The 19,587-nt window shown below is 43.9% G+C and carries 10 protein-coding genes and 2 pseudogenes; 1 reads left to right on the forward strand and 11 read right to left on the reverse strand.

Going from position 1 to position 19,587, the window contains the following annotated elements:
• Positions 1 to 42: 42 nt before the first annotated feature.
• The 11 genes and pseudogenes from tccA to AACQ83_RS12770 form a co-directional block, all read right to left on the reverse strand.
• A complete protein-coding gene (gene tccA / locus AACQ83_RS12720) occupies positions 43 to 2,940 on the reverse strand; it encodes an insecticidal toxin complex protein TccA (RefSeq protein ID WP_158537773.1) in 2,898 nt (965 codons plus the stop codon).
• 527 nt (positions 2,941 to 3,467) lie between these two features.
• Positions 3,468 to 4,388, reverse strand: coding sequence for a nucleotidyl transferase AbiEii/AbiGii toxin family protein (locus AACQ83_RS12725; RefSeq protein WP_112878023.1), 921 nt, complete (start codon positions 4,386 to 4,388; stop codon positions 3,468 to 3,470).
• Positions 4,381 to 4,914 carry a type IV toxin-antitoxin system AbiEi family antitoxin gene (gene abiEi / locus AACQ83_RS12730; RefSeq protein ID WP_112878024.1) on the reverse strand — a complete coding sequence of 178 codons (534 nt, stop codon included), beginning with the start codon at positions 4,912 to 4,914 and terminating at the stop codon, positions 4,381 to 4,383. Before abiEi ends, AACQ83_RS12725 begins: the two co-directional genes overlap by 8 nt.
• Positions 4,915 to 5,045: 131 nt before the next feature.
• Positions 5,046 to 5,138 (reverse strand): annotated as a pseudogene (locus AACQ83_RS12735) (DUF6392 family protein); the annotation flags it as partial.
• Positions 5,139 to 5,246: 108 nt separating this feature from the next.
• The gene (locus tag AACQ83_RS12740; RefSeq protein ID WP_112878025.1) at positions 5,247 to 5,714 is read right to left on the reverse strand and encodes a DUF6392 family protein; all 468 of its coding nucleotides are present in this window, start codon (positions 5,712 to 5,714) and stop codon (positions 5,247 to 5,249) included.
• A 108-nt stretch (positions 5,715 to 5,822) separates the two neighbouring features.
• Positions 5,823 to 6,290 (reverse strand): DUF6392 family protein, encoded by a 468-nt coding sequence (locus AACQ83_RS12745; RefSeq protein WP_112878026.1) that lies wholly within the window; start codon positions 6,288 to 6,290, stop codon positions 5,823 to 5,825.
• Positions 6,290 to 7,748 (reverse strand): annotated as a pseudogene (locus AACQ83_RS12750) (S-type pyocin domain-containing protein). The gene AACQ83_RS12745 and the pseudogene AACQ83_RS12750 overlap by 1 nt, the downstream one beginning before the upstream one ends.
• A 343-nt stretch (positions 7,749 to 8,091) precedes the next feature.
• Positions 8,092 to 9,009, reverse strand: coding sequence for a GNAT family N-acetyltransferase (locus AACQ83_RS12755; RefSeq protein ID WP_240000788.1), 918 nt, complete (start codon positions 9,007 to 9,009; stop codon positions 8,092 to 8,094).
• Positions 9,010 to 9,011: 2 nt separating this feature from the next.
• Positions 9,012 to 10,283, reverse strand: coding sequence for a phenylacetate--CoA ligase family protein (locus tag AACQ83_RS12760; protein WP_112878028.1), 1,272 nt, complete (start codon positions 10,281 to 10,283; stop codon positions 9,012 to 9,014).
• A 29-nt stretch (positions 10,284 to 10,312) separates the two neighbouring features.
• Positions 10,313 to 12,718 (reverse strand): acyl-CoA reductase, encoded by a 2,406-nt coding sequence (locus AACQ83_RS12765; protein WP_112878029.1) that lies wholly within the window; start codon positions 12,716 to 12,718, stop codon positions 10,313 to 10,315.
• A 1-nt stretch (position 12,719) separates the two neighbouring features.
• A complete protein-coding gene (locus AACQ83_RS12770; protein WP_112878030.1) occupies positions 12,720 to 13,850 on the reverse strand; it encodes a LuxE/PaaK family acyltransferase in 1,131 nt (376 codons plus the stop codon).
• 2,294 nt (positions 13,851 to 16,144) lie between these two features.
• Between AACQ83_RS12770 and AACQ83_RS12775 the strand changes: the two genes are divergently transcribed.
• Positions 16,145 to 19,048 carry an RHS repeat-associated core domain-containing protein gene (locus AACQ83_RS12775; protein ID WP_112878031.1) on the forward strand — a complete coding sequence of 968 codons (2,904 nt, stop codon included), beginning with the start codon at positions 16,145 to 16,147 and terminating at the stop codon, positions 19,046 to 19,048.
• Positions 19,049 to 19,587: the final 539 nt, after the last annotated feature.

Consider the following 19,587-nt stretch of genomic DNA (forward strand, 5'->3'; position numbering starts at 1 on the left):
GGCCGTACGGAAAAATCAAATCCACTCAGATAGTGAACGTACTCAGTTACTACCCTTGACATGGAATACACCAGCTACCAGCGCCTGACCGGTGCTTTGCCAAAGGGTATAATCACTGCCACGACTCAGAAGATAGCCTTGCTGTTGCTGTGTAACACCAAGACCCGTCTGGTTCTGTGCCTGTTGCAGACGCAGAAGCGTATCCAGTTGCGGAGTGGTTTTAGCAATCCCGCCTAATACCGCCCAAGCGGCTTGCAGTTCGTTAGCCTCCCAACCCAACAGAGTTGCTAACGTTTGTGCAGCATCAGCTTGGCTAAACTGCGTGGTAGCATTAGCCGTGCGCAGGTAGGCCAGTACATCATCTTCGGTACCACCAGCTTTACCCACTTGGAGCAATAAATCGCTATAACGGCTCAGGGTATAGAGCATCCACAAACTAATATCGGTCACTGTTTCTGCGGAAGCACCAAACCAGGCTGGATAGTCCAACAAGGTTTGCACCATTGCAGGACTCAACGTGAATTGCTGGGTTAACAAGGAGCGGCGTACCACTTCACGTAATTGACGCAGATAGTCAGCGGGAATATCGGCGGCGGTTTTAACGATATCTTTCAATGCCCAAGTCGCACTCAACCACTGATAGACAGTTTTTCCACTCCAACGCAGCAACAATGCGGGCAATGATTGACTCACATTCAGAGTCTGCGCCAACAGACTGACGGCCACGCCTTGCTGAGTTCGCTGTGCTTGATTCAACGTATTTTTCAGAGTGGTGATTGCCAGCTTTTTATCTGCATCAGACAAACTTTGTGCATTGACCACAGTTGCTATAACACTTTCCAGACCTGCATCGGTCACCAGACCAACCTTATCAATAAGCGGGCTATTACCTGCCAAGAGCAGAGCAAACCAGTCAATAGCCTGACCATTGGTATCAACTAATGGCGCACCACTGCGGGATAACAACGAGGCATCCACAAACGTACTGCTCAGGTTCTGCCACACCTGACGGATAAAATTCAATTGATCGTCAGTGCCCTGAGCAGTGAAGGTAGAGTTGTTGCTCAACAGTAAAAGTAAGGTTTCAACGGGTAAATCGTGCTGTTGTTGCCATTGAGCGATCGCACTTAGCGCTTGCAGCAAACTCAGAATATCCGCCACCAATGGGGAATCTTTTTGCGGTGCAGTGATGATGGGTTTTCCTGCCAATTGCTGCCAGACGATGTCTGTACCTGCATCTAATCGATCAGCCAAGGCACAGAAAGCCTCTGGATCTATCCCCAATGTACGCGCCAGATTAGCCAGACGGTAGAACGCCGACACCACAAACAGATTACAGTTGAGCGTGCTTTGCGTGACATTTCCCTGCTGGCGAGCAATATTATCCGCCAATAACAGGAACTGACGATGATTAAGGCCCAGTGCAGTGCTAATATGCTTAACACGCGCCCCATCTCCCCCGGTGGTCAATGTATAGACAAAATCCTGATTATCTATTACAAACGGCGTATCAAAGGCGCCGACGGAGTTAAACACCTGATCTAAGAACGGAGTTGCCGGTGTAATGGCAAACGGGGTCACCACACGCAGCCAACCAGCAAATTGTTTGGCGCTAACACCGTATTTCGCCTGATAATGTTTGAACACTCCCAACACACGCAGCGTATTGTCGTTCATCAACAGCGCACTATTTCCCGCTTCCGCATCCATAGCAGAAGTCACCAACAGGTCAATATCTTCATAGGGCAGATTCAGCCATTTTTGTAGGCGCACGATGCGGTTGATACGGTCCAACTTGTCATCGGTTAGATTGTTAACCGTCAGAGCAAAATGCGCCTCCGCGCCACTGCGACTCAGGGTAATCGCCTCTGGTTTGCCGGCATGAATAAAGCGGGCACCGTAAGCAAATGGCGTCGCTGTCGTGTCACTAGAACTCACATTATCAGACTTAACCACCGTAGAACCCCCGACAGTTGAACACAACATCAGTTCTACCTGGGGTACAGTCAAACTTGTTCGGCCAGTCAGTATAGTCATATCGCTGAAACTGTTCTTCGTAAGCGAACTGTCACCATAATTTAGCTGATAGAAATCCTGACCAACGGTTTCTGTAATGATTTTCTGTTGTTCCGGCGAAAGCTGACTCGCCATGATTTGCAGTCGGGTCAAAGCACTGGCAGTCGTATCGCTCAATTTTCCTTTTGCTGTTGCCCAGAAGTTTTGCGGCAGATCCAACGTCTGTGGCAAGGTGATATCTTGCAACGTGGTACCCAATACCGACTGAGCTGTCTGAATCTGCTGATGACCATAATGATACGGCAGATTATTCGGGTAACGGGTGGTGGAGAGTTTGGCATTTACCGCTTCCAAATCAGCCAAGCTCAGTTTCTTCTGAATGGCTTTGGACAGAATTTCATTAACCAATTGTAATTGCGGTACAACCTCATTGATCGCTTTATCATTAATTAACAAAGCCCCGATATCGGGTCGGCGCTCCACCAGCGTATTCATAATGGCACTGGCGCCACTCTTTTCCTGTTCAAGGGCCAATTGATAAATATGAGTCAGATAAGCTACCGGCGCATCATTCGCTTCCGGCGAACCACTCGGTGCTTTATCTTTCCAGCCCGTGTTTGCATCCAGAAACTGATTGGCGTAATCCGGGCCTGATACAGAGAACGGACTTCTCAAGCTAAACTGAACAGCTTCACTAAGAGAATTACGGCGAAAATGATGTAACACCTGATGAGCATAGCCCACTGCCAGGTCATACATTTTTTCAGCACTGCGCCCTAGATCAGCACGATGCTCACGAATAAAACGCTCACGCGGCATACGTACCACATCAAACACTGAGGTATAACCAAGGCCGGTCAATTTACCGGGTAAGTTGTGGATCTCTTCGGTGCGGGAAATCAGGGGACTGGCGAGTTGATTCATACGGACTCCTGAATTGAGGTTTATCATGAGAAACAGGTTTTTTCGCGCAAAAAAATAATCACCATCGTTATGTATAAGAGAGGGACCAGATCAAACATGTGCCTTTAGAACATCAGGTCCTCCTGCCTTCTAAAGGCGCTATACACAGTGATGATGTGTGAGGAAAAATATAATAAATCACAAAACTTGCTTACATTAAAAAATAAAATACAGACAATAAAATAACTTTACCTTTATATAATTATTTAGAGTAAATATTTACTTATATTTATGATTAATTTACAAAATCATTAATAATAGTTTGTAAGAACTCACTTTTAATAAGGTAATACCAGTGTGCTGGAATATTAATACATGACTGAGATAATAGCAGGAGAATAGTCTTTTATATCAATGTGATGAATATTCTTGATGTGTTTTTATTATTTTTCTAAACAAAATATTCTATTGAAAGGTAATGAGAAGTGAATAAATCAAATTACAGGCTCAGCCAGAGCTGTAACTGGCTTTTTTTATGTCTAAAATCCTTACATCTTAAAAGGAATGTCGTTGTTTTCCTCTGCATACAACCCTTTTTGCACTGTAATGAGTAGTTCTTTCAGTGTGTTTTCGAGGTAGCGCATGAAATCAGCCTTCCCTATAGTCCTGCTGTAAACTGGCGCAGGGATAAAGCGTTTCATTTCTTCCTGGAATGTGCCTGAGGCGATGAGCGCTTGAATAGAGTCCAGTCGTGCCTGGAGCAAATCAGCAAATTCAGTTAAATGATAATCCGACAGCTTGCGTTCGATCAGGCTGACATCAGGGGCAACCCCCTGCTGTTTCAACCAGACCAAATCCCACATGTCACGATGACGAATATGTTTGGTTGTTGCGGGGAATGAAACCAGCTTATCAGCCATGATCTCAGTTAACTCTTCCACCGATACGATTGTTTCTGAGTAGCCATCAGGTAAAACAGAGTAATTGCGTGTTAATGGGCGCGGATTCTTGGTATACGCCGGAATGTTTGCAATCTCAATCTTGATACGCTGTTTTGGCAAATCCTTCCGCTCTGGTGCTGTAGTGACGGAAACTTGCCATTTATCGATTTTCACATCGGCATACTCAGGTTCTTTTCTGAGTTCGTTCGGCTCCTTTACCGTAACCTCAAGACCGTAACGTTCCCCCAGATACTTTTCGACGCTCTCTTTAATCCTGTTCAAGTCTGCCGAACAAAAGTTTCGGCCACCAGCAAAGTCTAAATCCTCACTGAACCGGTTAGAGCCATAGCATAGCCTTAGCGACGTTTCCCCCTGAAAAGTCAAGGTCTTCAGTAAACCATCTTTAGCCAAGCAATATAAAATGTCATAGTGCAGCAGTTCTTTCTCAACCACGGGCCTGATGTTGGCAAGCCCATCCTGAGTAACGATTTCATCGACAATAATATTAAAATCAGCTTTATCAGGCATATTCCAATTCCTCCTGTTGGATCAGATGTGTGTTTCTGCCTACTCGCCTTAAATCACGAAGAGCTGTTTCTTTTTTAGCGATACGCATCGGCCCCCGGCTTTCCAGCGTTCCTTTCAGAATTTCGCTTGGCCTCCTGTTCGTGTGCGTAATCTCAATGACCCCCCAGGGAGTCTCAAACTCCCCTGATCTGCCTGTTGACATGATCGTGAGTCTATCAATAGGGATTTGCGAGATAACTCCATACTGGGACAGCGCAGACTCAAGGCTGATGTAGTTATATTCTCCACGCCTGATATTGATTGCGATACTTTCCAACGGATACGCTCCCAAGCTCATGCGAGCATTTGCATAAATCCCTTTGGTGATGCGCACCAATAACCCCGCTTTGATAAGACGGTCGATGGATTTCTTCAATGTTCGTAACGTTTCATCAGCAAAAATGACTTCCAAGTCCCGCAAAAGAAAGATGTTTTTACCCATCTTACCTAATTCGTCTAATGTTTTAATTGCAGTGACCTTATCCAACTCTCCATCTCCACATTAAACCCCCTTTAAAGGGAGTTTTGTGTATAGATGTATATTGTAGCAATTATATCTACACACATAAACCCCTTTAAAGGGAGTTATGTGTTAACATAAATCAGTAAAGACAGAGCGGGTTTGGTTTTATAAAGGATTAATCCTTCATCAAAAATTTTCTGATAAGTTTTCCCCAAACTATTAATTAGGGCTTCAACGTTGATAGTCATTATTTATATAACCTCAGCTCTTGATTTAGCCAATTCATCTAAGATTTAATATTTCAAACTGTTCGAAAATAAATTGGCTTTCGAAGATAACCGTCCATCTATTGTTGATTACCAACGGACTTCTGATGTGGGTAAAAAAGTCACCAATCTGACCCGCTCCAGCAAATCGTAATCAACTTGCATGCTAGTTGGAATACGAAAATCCAATAAGGTATATAACTCAGTCCAGCCAATCTCTCTAGTTAACCTTTTCCTTGGCGGAAGTGATTTTTCTGGCTCACCAAAATGTTCATGAATCCATTGCCTAGACATCAGCAGTATCAAAGGGGAAGGCAATTCATTAGGAAATATAAAATTAGGTCGTTTGTGATCAATTAAAGTCAACGTTATCTCAGTAAGTATTTTATTTTCCCGCAAAAATGATAAGAAAATCCCTTCTTTAACCATATCAAGAGATATATCAGAATCTCCGGGAAAACCTGTCGGTTTTGTCTTATAAGGAATTAGCCCTTCATCAAAAATTTCCTGATAAGTTTTACCTAAACTATTAATTAGGACTTCAACGTTGATAGTCATTATTTATATCACCTCAGCTCTTGATTCAGCCAATTCATCTGAGACTTAACTTTCCAAGCTGCTCGCAAATGAATTGGTTTTCAAAAATAACCTCCCATATATTATTGATTACCAACGGACTTCTGATGTGGGTAAGAATGCAATTGATTTCACTTGTTCCAGCAGATCGTAATCAACCTGCATACTGGTTGGTATGCGAAAATCCAAAACAGTGTATAAATCAGCCCATCCAAATTGACGCTTCATTACTACCTCTGGAGGCTGTGATTTTTCAGGCTCCCCAAACTGCTCATGAACCCACTGTCGTGACATTTGAGACACTAAAGGAGATGGTAACTCATTCGGAAATTGATATAAGGGTTTCTTTTCATCAAATAGAGTCAATGTAATTTCTTTTAAACGCTTTCCCTCGCGATAAAACGCCAGAAAAACTCCCTCTCTTACCATATCCAGACATACCACTTCATCACCAGAGAAACCTGATGGCTTAGTTTTATAAGGAATTAATCCTTCATCAAAAATTTCCTGATAAGTTTTCCCCAAACTATTAATTAGGGCTTCAACGTTGACAGTCATTATTTATACAACCCCCGTTTTTGATTTAGTTTATGCATCTTCGATCTGGCTTTTTCAAGCTGCTCCTCTGTTGCACCATAGTCCTTCAACACCGGCTTTATTGTATTAAAATCACGATCTACTGCGATTCTTAGATCCTTTGCATCCTGTTCTATTTGAGACGGGTTATTTCGCCCCCCATAAGTTGCACTGAACTTCTGATGAATTTCCGCTGGGATGATAATAGCCGCAACATCTTTTGCATATCTGCTAACTGACCTTCAGTAAGCCTCGGATTTAATCTTTTCAAATAAGCCTTAACAGCCGCAGCCGAAGGCATATGATCCGCATGTGTTCCATTTCTTAGCCTGCCCGCAAAATTTCTATACAAATCCACTTCAAACAATTTCACCGGCGGTTTACTCAAATACACATACACCGGCGGCATATTCGGAATGGGGAATACCAGAATATAATCGCGGAAATCCTTCTCTTCCGGCATCGGCAACGATTCAATATCGCTGCCTACTTTAATCCGGGATCGGCAACACGGTTATTTGCGACGGAATAAACGGCTGTTCTTCATTCCCGGTATGCGCTGGAACCTGAAACTCCTGCTCGTTCGGCGTCCATAAAATTGTCGGCCGGGTTTCTCCCGGCTCCCAGAACTCGTAATTACCGGTGGTCCGATTCAGCGTCATCATGCGAACCGGCACTTTATCCAGGCCGCCTTCCGGGCTGACGTGATAGCCCTGAACCGTCATCCTGCCGCTTTTTTCATCTCTGATCCAGCGAAAACGTACACGAGTTGGTGCTTTACCGTACTGTTCCGCTATCTGTCTCAGGCGATACGGATCTAAGTAATCCTCTTCCCCCTGATTTAAAGACGGTGAATAAAACAGCCCCATTAACCCAACCGTTACCGGATTCGGTGCCGCCAGCCAGCGTCCAGCACTGATAGCGCCACCACCAATGTAACGCATCACCAGTGTCTCGCCATCTGCTACCGCGCTACGGGCAGTGGCGGCCACAGCGGTAGCAGCCGCTTCGGCATTATCTTTCCCACTACGAAACCACCGCTTATACCACGGTTATTTTTTATCCTGCGGCTTATCCGGTTCTGGCGGGTGTTTCTTGTCCTGCGGAGGTGGTTCAGGCTCTTGCGCCGTGACTGGAGTAGGAGATGACGGCACCTGATATATCGCCATTCTGCCAAAATTATCTGCCGGTTCAGGTTCAGTTCCAGCATCGGTACACCCTTTACCCCGCTGGCAGGACTTCGTAAATACCGGTATCGGCGGCGGAGGTGTCGGCGTTACAGGCGGCTTTGGCTGAATACTACCCGTTTCCTTTGTCGGCGAGGAGAAACTCTGCATCACTATATGCTCGCCCATTGAATGTCATGGTGTGGTCACCGGTAATAATCTGACCGCCGCAAGTTGTTTTATCACCAACGAGCAGGAAATATCCTATTGCCATCTATTCACTTCTCCATTGATTCACCTTATGAAGAGTGGCTCTAATTGAAATCATCATCATGTTATTGCCACTTATAGATTAATAAGCGTTCAATAGTGCAATGAATTTTAATTAAAAATATATAGGAATATTCTGAAATTTAGATAAATGTGGTGGATTAACGCCCGCAATTCACCATGAATTACAACAACTTTACACAATTAATTAACAATTATGAGAATCACGAATAAATTGAATATCCGTTCAAAGTGCTGACCAAAAGACCAACACTTTGTCAATCATCTGCAAAACTATTCAAGCTTTGATGGGCTTTACCAGATTACCTCTGATAATCACAGAAAGGCTATGCGCTTGCACAAGCAAACATGCTTTGTTGGTGCAAACTGCGAGCAAACTGACAATTTAAGGCTAACTCTTTCCTGCTATGTCCACGAACCAGTAAAGCTTCCCAATGGTGATGATGACCAGGCACAAATCCTGTACAGGCAAATCCCGCCTGCTGCAAAATTTCTATTGCCTGAAGAGTTCCTTCTCCTACCGGCAGTTTCACATAAACCAGTTTGTGTGCCGGTAACTCTGCTACCTCTTTTACCCGCTCGGTTGTCTGCTTTTCTATCCACACTTCCAACCGACGTCCATGATTGGTTATACGGATATCTGCACCAGCCAACGCCTCTGGTTGCAGAGGCTCTTGACCAAACACTTGGGTCACCGATGTCAACCACCTTTGCCAACCGGAAGGCCAATGTAACTCTGGAAACGGCCAACTTTGTAAAGGTAAACAACCCAGTACGATGCTTTCCGGTCGCGCCTGATCAAATGGTGATGTTACATAGTCCGGTAACAATCCCGTAGTGTGAAACCCCAGATTTTGGGCCAGACGCTGACTGTAGTTATGTGACGACACTTGCTTAATCGTGAGTATGCTTAACCCTATTTCTTTGGCCTGATCACACAAATATCGCCCAAGAGCGGTAGCAATACCCTGCCCACGCGCCTGTGGATGTACCGCAATCAACGCCAGTTCAGCGCTTAATGAGCAGCGTTCATCCCGCCACAGCGCCGCATGCCCCAACACTTGTCCATTTTGTACCGCAACGGCGGAATACCACCGTTTTGCCGCGTTATAGCGGCCAAGCATGGTGGGTAAATAGACTTCCGGGTAGACATAATCTTCGCCGTAAACAACCCGAAATAACGCACTAACACCGGTAGAATCCTCTTCCCGAAATAATCTAATTAATGGTATTTCTGGATTCATGCTCACGCTGCCTTCTCTTCAGCACCATAACCACGATGATCAACTACCCGCATCAGCTTACCGGAGCGTGGATGAGTGACCATATTTTCCAAAGCGCAGTAAGTGACCTCCATATGCAGTAATCCCTGATCACATAACTCTGCTATAGCGGGTTGCGCCGCCAACAATGTCTGATGTACTGATGTTGTAGATGGCGCCAGTGATGAATCGCCAGCTAACAAGAGTTCTATCTTATCTATGCCGCCCTGACGGCTCAGCAATAACTGCCAAGCCAGTATGCCCTCTTGCTGTTGCAGTAAACGCGCAATATGGTCAGGAAAAATGGACAGTGAGCACACCCGAACTCGGTGAGCGCTACCCGCTCGCCCCTGCAAAGCGAATTTGCGGCGCGGCTGGTCTGACGCTTCACACCAACAGGCCATGTCACCAGTAGGATAGCGGATAACCGGCATCAGACTCCGTTGCAAGTTGGTCACAACCAATAGGCCATTTTGGCCAGGCGCCGTAATCGGCTGACCACTGGCTTCGTCAATGATTTCAACAATGGTTTCCGTATCAAAAACCCGATGTTCGCCGTAATAGCAATCGGGAGACGCCGCCCCAATGAGACCCGCATCAACGCTGGCGCAACCAACTGAACCAATACGCGCATTAGGAAATACGTGACTCAACAGTGTCAATTGCTCTGGAAACAGGCTTTCACCGCCGTACAACAGACGATCAATGCCGGGCATAGACTGACCGCACTGCTGCAAGGTACTGGCAAAACGTAATAGTTGCACCGTCACCCCGGCCAGAACATTAATCCCCAAGCTGACAATCGCATCGGCCAGTGCCCGATCATCAACTGACCAGGTAAACGGATATTCCACCACCGGCACCGGCGAATAGGACAAGGCGCCGTGAATAAATAATAAACTGGTATACAAATCACCAGCCACAAACAGATTAGCAACACGGTCACCAGGCTGTAATTGCTGTGCAAGCCCTTGACCAAATGCGCGTACAAAAGCACGCCATTCGCTACAACTGAACACCGACATCCGACCATCACTGGTAGAGCCGCCGGTTTTAAACACATGACCACCGTTAACAGGGCCGGTTAACACCGGCCAGTTTTCCAGCGATTGCGATTGCTGCCAATAGTCAGCAGGATTGATCAATGGCAGATCAGTTAGCGCCCAACCAGATCGCGGCAGATCACGATAAAGATTTTTAAAAAAAGGCGCATGATTGCGGGCGTATTCAACCAGATCGTGTAGTGATAATGTCATGATTTTCCCAAAAAGAAATATTATTGGTCTCAGAATCGGCTATCCAGCACCAGCGGCGTTTTGCCACTTTGCGGGTGACGATGGAACTGTCCAGCAGGTGTAGGGATAACTTCCAATTGAAGTAAGCCACCACTAACAACCTGGTTCATCATCTTATGTTGCAGCAGATGCACACGTACCTGATCAACATCTCCGTCGGCTAATATATGGACATAATCACAACCACTGGAGTTGTTCCCTACCAGCCACTGCACCGGAAACGGTAGCCCGGCAGATAATTCTGTTGGGTTCAGAAAAATAGAACCTACCCGTAATAACGCACCATGACGGCCTTCCAGTTTAAACCGCGGCGTTGGTAATCCGCAGGCGCAGAGACCAGGGAGCCAATAACCTAAGTCACCTATATCATAACGCTGGACCACCTGCCCTTCCCGTGCCAGAGGGGTAAACACCAGTCGACCGCTTTCCCCTGTCGGAACAGGCTGATCACTATCAAGAGCCAAGATTTCCAGCCATTGAATATCAGATAACAGATGGAACTCCCCTTCTTGGCAACAAGCACAAGCATGGCCTAACGGACCGGCATCCACGGAACCGTAAATCGCCGATTGAATTATCTGTACACCAAAACTGGACAGAAACCGACGTCGCTCTTCACCAATATGCTCACCACCGGTAAAAATTTTGCGTATCCCACCATAGGCGCGCAACGCAGCCTCTTCACATTCAAACAATCGGTGGATAGTGCTTGACATTCCCGCCAGCGTATTGATTCCCTGAGTGACAATAAAGTGCCTGATTTGGCTAAAATCATCGTTTATTGGCCCCCCCATCGGGTAATGCGGCACAGATAATTTATCCAGCACAGTGAAGAAACTCATCAGACCGCCATATAAGTTACTGCCATAAAACAAATTCATTACCCGGTCTTGGGATGGGTCCAGACCCGCTGCGAACAAACCATCTGCCGCAGCCTGCATTTGACTGTGATAATCTCGATGGCTGAAACCCGCCAACTTTGGCTCACCACTACTGCCACCGCTACGGAAAAACACCTGTGCTTTTGCCGTCATACCGCCGCTCTGAAACTTTGCTTTATCCATCACTGGAATCCCTGCCAGTTCCGGCGGATTGGCCGACCATTTATCCAACGTGACATGGCCTGGCAGTTGTTCAGGTTTCAAACTAACGGAGACACGTCGCGCCAGCCGAGTCAATGCATAAACACCATCATGAGGTTCACCCTCATAGCCATCATGCATCGTACCTGCCTGACATATCCGGCTAACACCGGCGGCCAACAACTGGCGACTCAGCATCGGCAACTCTTTTTCTCTCGCGATCAAAGCACAACTTTGCAAATAGGCGCGCCACGGCAACAAAACCTCAACCAATTGTGCACGTGGCGCCGGACGGACTTGCAAAGTACGGTACAAAGGTGATGGCGCAAGCTCTTGACGCTGTATCCAAGCTACTCGCCAACCATTGCCCTTTTCTATCGAGCCACACAGGTCAGCAAAAGTGTGATCTAACTGTAAGAATGCCATCTGACTGCTGATTTCCGCCGCTTCCTGTATGTCTGTCTGTAAGGCTGGCCACATTGGCGCACGTCGTGCCAGTGCGGCAGCCACAGCACCAACGACTTCCCGTAAAACGTTCTCGTCAGCGCTATCTACCAACAAACACTGTGGGCTGGAACACGCTTGTTGGTCAAAACGGCAAACATCATCAGCCAATGCATCGTAATCAGCATCACTGGCAGCCATCGGCTCCAAATAAGCAAAACTGATACGATGTCCCCAATCTATCCAACGGCAACCGGGCCGTAGTTGGCTACGGATAGCGGTCAGGGCGCTATTACTGCCCCAGGCTGATACTGCATCAGCACAGGCCAGTAATTCTGATAATTGATCAGACGGCAAAGGCAACACGGATATATAAGGTGCCAACGTGCCGCTCAGGTCATGACGTAGGAATTCAGCCAGTATCTGCGCATTAAGGCCGTGGTCACTGCTACTAGGACGTAACCAGTTGACATTACCCACTAGCAAGCTCTCTAACACTGCCATAAATGGCAGCAAAGGCGCGTTGGCTGGCGTAATATGCACCACCAATCCCAACGGTTGCCAAGTTTCAAAACGGGGTTGTGTATAGTCAAAGCGACGCAGAGAAAAGGGTTGTTCTCCCAGTTCGTGCCGCAACTTTGCCTCTAAAGAATCGCGATGACAGAAGTGACGTAACGCGGTGATAGTGGCTGTATCCAGCGCAAGCTTAACAGCAACAGTATCGAGATCATCAACGAAGCGCTCAGCACACGCCAATACCTGTTGTACACTTGGGGGACAAGCCAGCGTCTCAGCCAAATTACCTTTAAGTTCCGCCAATACGCTAGCGGGCTCCAAGTCAGAGATAACCTTACCATTCACTAAATACATTTCAGGACTCCTTTATCAACTCAGAAGCGGCAATCGCACAACTGCGGCTTTTACTGGTACCGGCACGACCTAATAACTCAAACCAATCGGTAGCTAATTCACAACCACATTCAGCGGCCGGATGCAGCACCGCCAAATCGCTCACCACAATACTGTGTGCCGGGCTGGAAGTGATATAAGGTGATACCAAATGCAGAAAACCTGGCTTACCATAGGGTTGAACCGCCATGTTAGCTGTATCACGGATATAAGTTCGGGCATAGACCGGCACATGAAAATGGTGATTTCGGCACTCAACATAAGGCACTGGATGCTCCACCGAACCGTAACCATCCCGGCACCGCTCGTCAGGAATACCCAGTTGTTCCCCCAAACGCTGATACAGTAAGGATTTTGGAATAGCTTTATCCGCGTGCGTTTTCCAACCTCCACCTAAAAAGACCAGTGACTCAGGATGCAACTGCACCGGCGGCAACCCCATTTCCTGCATCCGCTCCAGTGTGAACCACAAGAATGCCGGAAAGCCCAAGATACGCACCGGCAGCCCTTGTGCCGCAAATTCTTGTAAGGATCGGATCACACCAAAAGGATCAAACTCATTGCTTTTTCCATTGTGGCGCAATGCATAACAGGCTTGGTTTATCGGTGCATACTTACACAGATACTGATCGGTATACGCGGTTCCCAACGTAACCGTGCCGGCAGGCTCATAACTTAGCAGTAAGTAATTGCAAGGCTGCTGCGGCGTATTCCAACCGTAATACTCAAAAATCCGTTCAACCATATTTTGAGCTGCACGCATACTACGTACATCGTAACGCATACGGCTCTTTTGTCCGGTTGTCCCCGAAGAGGTCAACTCCAATGCATTCCTACCAGCGGTACTGAGCAACAACTGGCGTTTGAAATAATTAGCGAAAATAGGCGGCAAACGCGACCAATCATCCAGTTTCTCCAATCTTTCCACTTCCAGATCGTTAGCCTTCAACCACTGAGAATAACCGGGAGTATTTTCACAGTGGTACAGAGTCAACTCACGCATGGCAGCATCAAATAATTGGTCGCAAACGCTATCGACCCGATAAGGATGATCAAGCGCACAAAGGGCGTCAACATAAGCAAGAGAGGTCAAAAGTCGTCTCCAGAAATTAAAGAAAAAAGGGCATTTACTGCCCCTAAAATAATAGGTACATTGTTTCAACCTCCGGCAAATAAATTCCGCCGAAAAAAAATAATGACATGTTGAATACAACTCCTTAACCAAATAAAAACAGGTCACCGCTCTGATAAAACTAACATTTAATTTTGTTAATTCCTTGTAAGAAAAACAATAAAAACACAACAATTATGATTTAATAAACGCTAATGTAATAACCAATTTATATTTAATAACCTTATCGACGAATTTAGACATCATTATTTATACCCGTCATCTTTCAAGTTGCCTCTTTGTTGGCTGCACTCACTCATCCCGGTCACATAGTTATCTATGCTCCCGGGGACTCGCTCCCTTGCCGTCGCGATGCATCTTGAAATCCATAGGGTATATAGTCAATATTTAACATTTAAAAAAATAGAATACTGAGATCTCCACGATATTTACGTAATTAATATTTATCATGATAATCAACAATGTTATTTCTTTATTCTCGGTCAATTTGTCCAATAGGGAAGATCTCTAAACCCAAAATAAAACCATCAAATTCAAAGGAGTAAACTTATTATTTTCAACGAGAAAACTATTTCGGGTAAAAAATCACATGATCTATTTCTATTCAATGATGAGCAATTTTCAGAATTATTTACAGCATAATAAGAAAAAAATTAACGACCTACATTTATATTATCGGTATTTACAATACCTAAAAGTAAGCAATTTTTGATATTACTAATACCAATCAATTTTTTTATCAACATAAAAATCCATCAAAAAATTAAAAATAAAAAACATATTTCTATACACATGATAGAAATTTTCTTTTATATAATTACTTTACCTATTTTACTAATCATTCATGTTAATATTTCTTTGTTAACCATTATAACTCCTGGGAAGAATAAAATATTTCAATAACAACCAAAATAAGAATTGCTAATAAGCAACATTATATATAATGATATTTCAATAAAAAACAAAAAGTTTTTATTTTGTAAATATCTAAAATATACAAAATATAACACTTAACTTTATATGAAATACCAATCTATAATACTAAAAATATAATATTTGTATTTATAACTTACAATATCCATTCTTTATTTTACAATTTAATCAAGGATTACAATATAATATTATTTATATTGTAAAAATAACAATAGAAAACTAATTAATCTATAATGCATTTCATTATTTTACATTAACTCGTGTAATAATTACATTATTTACCAAATTTATTATTTTATAAATGCAATATAAATTCCATATTATTTTAAATGGCTTTTATTTAATGAGTTTAATCGACAACCAGATATACCCGTTATCTTTCAAGTTGCCTCTTTGTTGTCTGCACTCGCTCACCCCAGTCACATAGTTTGCTATGCTCCCGGGGATTTACTCCCTTGCCGTCACGATGCATCTTGAAATCCATTGTGTATAATAATTATGACAATTTATATTTTACACAATGATATCTTAATGAAAAATTACATTGTAAAAACATTCAAAACAATATAAGACCTATACTACAGACATTATTCAGTTTAATTGAATTGAAAATTAAAATCGTATATCGCTTTAGAAAAGTTGGATCATCCAATAAAATCATTTGGTAGGCCAATATTATCAGTAAATTTAATAAATTATGTTTTATTGCATTAGAATATTCAATTCAGAAAGTATCTTACGATACCGTATAGACACAATGGATTTATTCCATCATGACACATAGGATGAAGTTTAAGTCAGTGATCCTCATTATAATGTCTACCTGACACGAAAATTCGATACACCCGATCAGTCTGGCGTCATTAATTGACACCAGATTAACCAATCCAAATTTCATATATGGATAAATATCAAAAATTATTTAACCAATAAAATAACTCACCCTTATAACAGATAACCGTACTTCCAACTAATATTTCCCGGTACGCAACTATATGTTAAATAAGGATAGATTATTTCTCCTTTTTGGCAAATTAACCTATTGGCAGAAAAAACAGCTATGAGCAATAGCAAAAGATCCTGGCGCTGTTTTTTACGATACTTGTACTCGTCTGCCTATACTTGTTACCGTTATTCGGTTGCAGCAGCACCTTTGAGCAGCATACTTCTGAATGAGATTATTCCTGCTTATCTCCTGACCCCCTGCATATCGTTGGTATCTCAGAAGAAAGATTACCCTCATGACATGGAGAAGCTGAACTTAGCATTCATCCGCTGCTAAACAGACAAAAATTTATTCCACACAACTAAAGAGGTAAGTTATGAACAACTTTAACCCCAAAACTTATCAACATACCCCCACTATCACTGTTCACGATAACCGTGGGCTGGATGTCCGTGAAATCCGTTATCACCGAGCTACCGCAGAAGAGAATGCTGACGTCCGTATTACCCGTCATCAGTATGATGCTCTCGGACACCTACGCCAAAGTATTGACCCACGCCTGTATGACGCCTGGCAGAAAGATAACTCGGTAAAACCCAATTTTCTCTGGCAGTATGATTTAACGGGCAACGTCCTACGTACAGAGAGTGTCGATGCGGGTAATACTGTCACTTTTCATGATATTGAAAACCGTCTTGTCCTGACTGTAACTGCAACGGGTGTCAAGCAGACCCGACAATATGAAGACAACTCTCTGCCCGGTCGTCTGTTATCCGTAACCGAACAAGAGCCAGAGGAAAGGGCATCCCATATCCCCGAACGTCTCATCTGGGCTGGAAACACATCGGCAGAAAAAGACCAAAATCTTGCTGGTCAGTGTGTACATCACTACGATACAGCAGGAGCGACCCAACTGAATCGAGTTTCCCTGACCGGAGCGGCTTTATCACAATCCCGTCAGCTACTGGTTGACGGTCAAGAAGCAGATTGGTTCGGGGATGATAAAAAGATCTGGGATAAGAAATTAAGTAGTGATGTATACACCACCGAAAACAAAACGGATGCTACCGGTGCTCTATTGACACAAACCGATGCCAAAGGAAACATCCAGCATCTGGCCTATAATGTGGCTGGACAATTGAAAGGCAGTCGGCTAACCGTGAAAGGCCAGAGTGAGCAGGTGATTATCAAATCCCTAACCTATTCAGCCGCAGGACAAAAACTACGCGAAGAACACGGTAACGGTATCATCACCGAATATACTTACGAGCCGGAAACCCAGCGACTGATGAGCATCACAACCCGTCGTTCAACCGATAGCAAGGCTTTGCAAGACTTACGTTATGAATATGATCCGGTTGGCAACATAATCAGTCTCCGTAACGATGCAGAAGCGACCCGCTTCTGGCGCAATCAGAAAATGGTGCCAGAGAATATCTATACCTACGATTCCCTGTATCAGCTTATTAGCGCAACAGGGCGCGAAATGGCGAATATCGGCCAGCAGAATCAGAATCTCCCCTCTACAGCACTACCTTCCGATAACAACACTTATACCAATTACACCCGTACTTATGCCTATGACCTTGGTGGCAACCTGACCCAAATCCGGCATAGCTCACCCGCGAGCCAAAACAACTACACCACAGACATAACCGTCTCGAACCGCAGCAACCGTGCGGTACTGAATACCTTAACCACTGACCCGACCAAAGTGGATGCGTTGTTTCAGGCAGGTGGTCATCAGGAGACATTACTACCGGGACAAAACCTAAACTGGAATGCACGAGGTGAACTACAACAGATGACACCGGTAAAACGGGATAACCACACCGACAGTGGCAGCGACATAGAGTGGTATCGCTATGGCAACGACGGGATGCGGCTGTTAAAAGTCAGTGAACAGCAAACGCAGAATATCCTCCGGCAACAACGAGTCGTTTACTTGTCAGGATTAGAACTACGTACAACCCAAAACGGTGCTACCACAACGGAAGAGTTGCAGATTATTACAGTGGGCGAAGCCGGTCGCGCACAAGTGCGGGTTCTACACTGGGAGAGCGGCAAACCGGAAAATATCAACAATAATCAGGTACGTTACAGTTATGACAATCTAATTGGCTCCAGTCAGCTTGAACTAGATAGTGATGGGCAAATTATCAGTCAAGAAGAGTACTATCCATTTGGCGGTACAGCGCTATGGGCCGCAAGAAACCAGACAGAAGCCAGTTACAAAACGATCCGGTATTCTGGTAAAGAGCGGGATGCTACCGGACTGTATTATTACGGCTATCGGTATTATCAGCCGTGGGTGGGAAGATGGCTAAGTGCGGACCCGGCCGGTACTATCGATGGATTAAATCTCTATTGTATGGTGATGAATAACCCAGTTACGCTTACAGATAATATGGGGCTCTCAAGTTTAGACTGGCTTGATCTAGCCATTGCGCAAAACAAACCTGATATTTCACCACTTTTGTATAAACAAAATCCAAGAGTTGAGCAGAGATACAAATATTTCACCAAAAGCACAGGTGAAATATTAAAAGAAACAGAAAGAAATGAGCAAAAAATAGAGGAAATGAAACAGCAAGAGCAAGATGCGAAAACACCAAATGAAGTAAAACAGAAACAAAAACAGAGAATAAAAGAATCCCAAAAAATGACATACACCAACGCAAAACTAAAAGGATATGCGGCCCATGCAGGTATTATGCATGATACTACCTATAAAGATAAATTTTTAAATCTGAGTGGTAGCTTAGGTGCAAAAAATACCTTCCCTGGGGTGCAACTTATCAGCGAAAAAGCGAAGCCCGGTTTCGAACAGTACCACCCCAATAAACTTCAAACCTCCAAACGTTGGAGGCCAAATATGGATCTTGGTAGCTATCGTGTTACTAATGAAAAAGAATTTATCGCGGGTATACAAAAAGCGTATAAAGAATCAGGCTCTGCATTACACCCACTAGTTGAACAGAGGATCAAAGCACATATTAAGGAAAACAAAAACATTTTACCTAAAATGGCCGGTATTGCGGGCCTGCATGCTGAAGTACAAGCCTTAAATTATATGGTCACTGAATTTTCTAAAAATGGAGGAAATATATCAAGTCATTTGAGTCAGACCTACATATTCACACAACGACTCGTTGGTGCAACAAATCAAGATTTCCCTGCTTGTCATAATTGTTCTGGAATATTGTCTGGCATAGAAAATGTCATGACAGGAAGAGTAGAAAATTACAGAAGAATGACACGTAGATACTCTGTAGCGTAATAACTTCATCCAGGGAAAGAATATTAAAAATATTCTTTCCCATTACAGGATCAGGCGTAGACATATTGATTATGCCATTCCTACCATGTTTGCCATGAATAAAAAAACAAGATAACAAACTGTTAAAAAATATATAAAAAGAGAGATAGAATCTTTTATTTCTTCGATATTTTCAATGTAAATTTCGAACAACCGATGGCTGACAAATCAACAGTGACTTCATGAATTTCAACACCATCAAGTCAAACCATTTTCCAATGTACAATTAACCTTCACTTAATATTCATGTAAAACATTCATGATGATATACTTTATATTCTGTATTTTTACGCTAATATAAAAATACATTATATACCCGTCATCTTTCAAGTTGCCTCTTTGTTGGCTGCACTCACTCACCCCGGTCACATCGTTCTCTATGCTCCCGGAGATTCGCTCCCTTGCCGCCGCGATGCATCTTGAAATCCATAGGGTATATATAATTTATGATTACTATTCATAAATGCAATTATTTCATAGGCAACAAACCATCCAGAATA

It is taken from the genome of Photorhabdus sp. S10-54 (assembly GCF_963878145.1).
GTDB lineage: Bacteria > Pseudomonadota > Gammaproteobacteria > Enterobacterales > Enterobacteriaceae > Photorhabdus > Photorhabdus kayaii.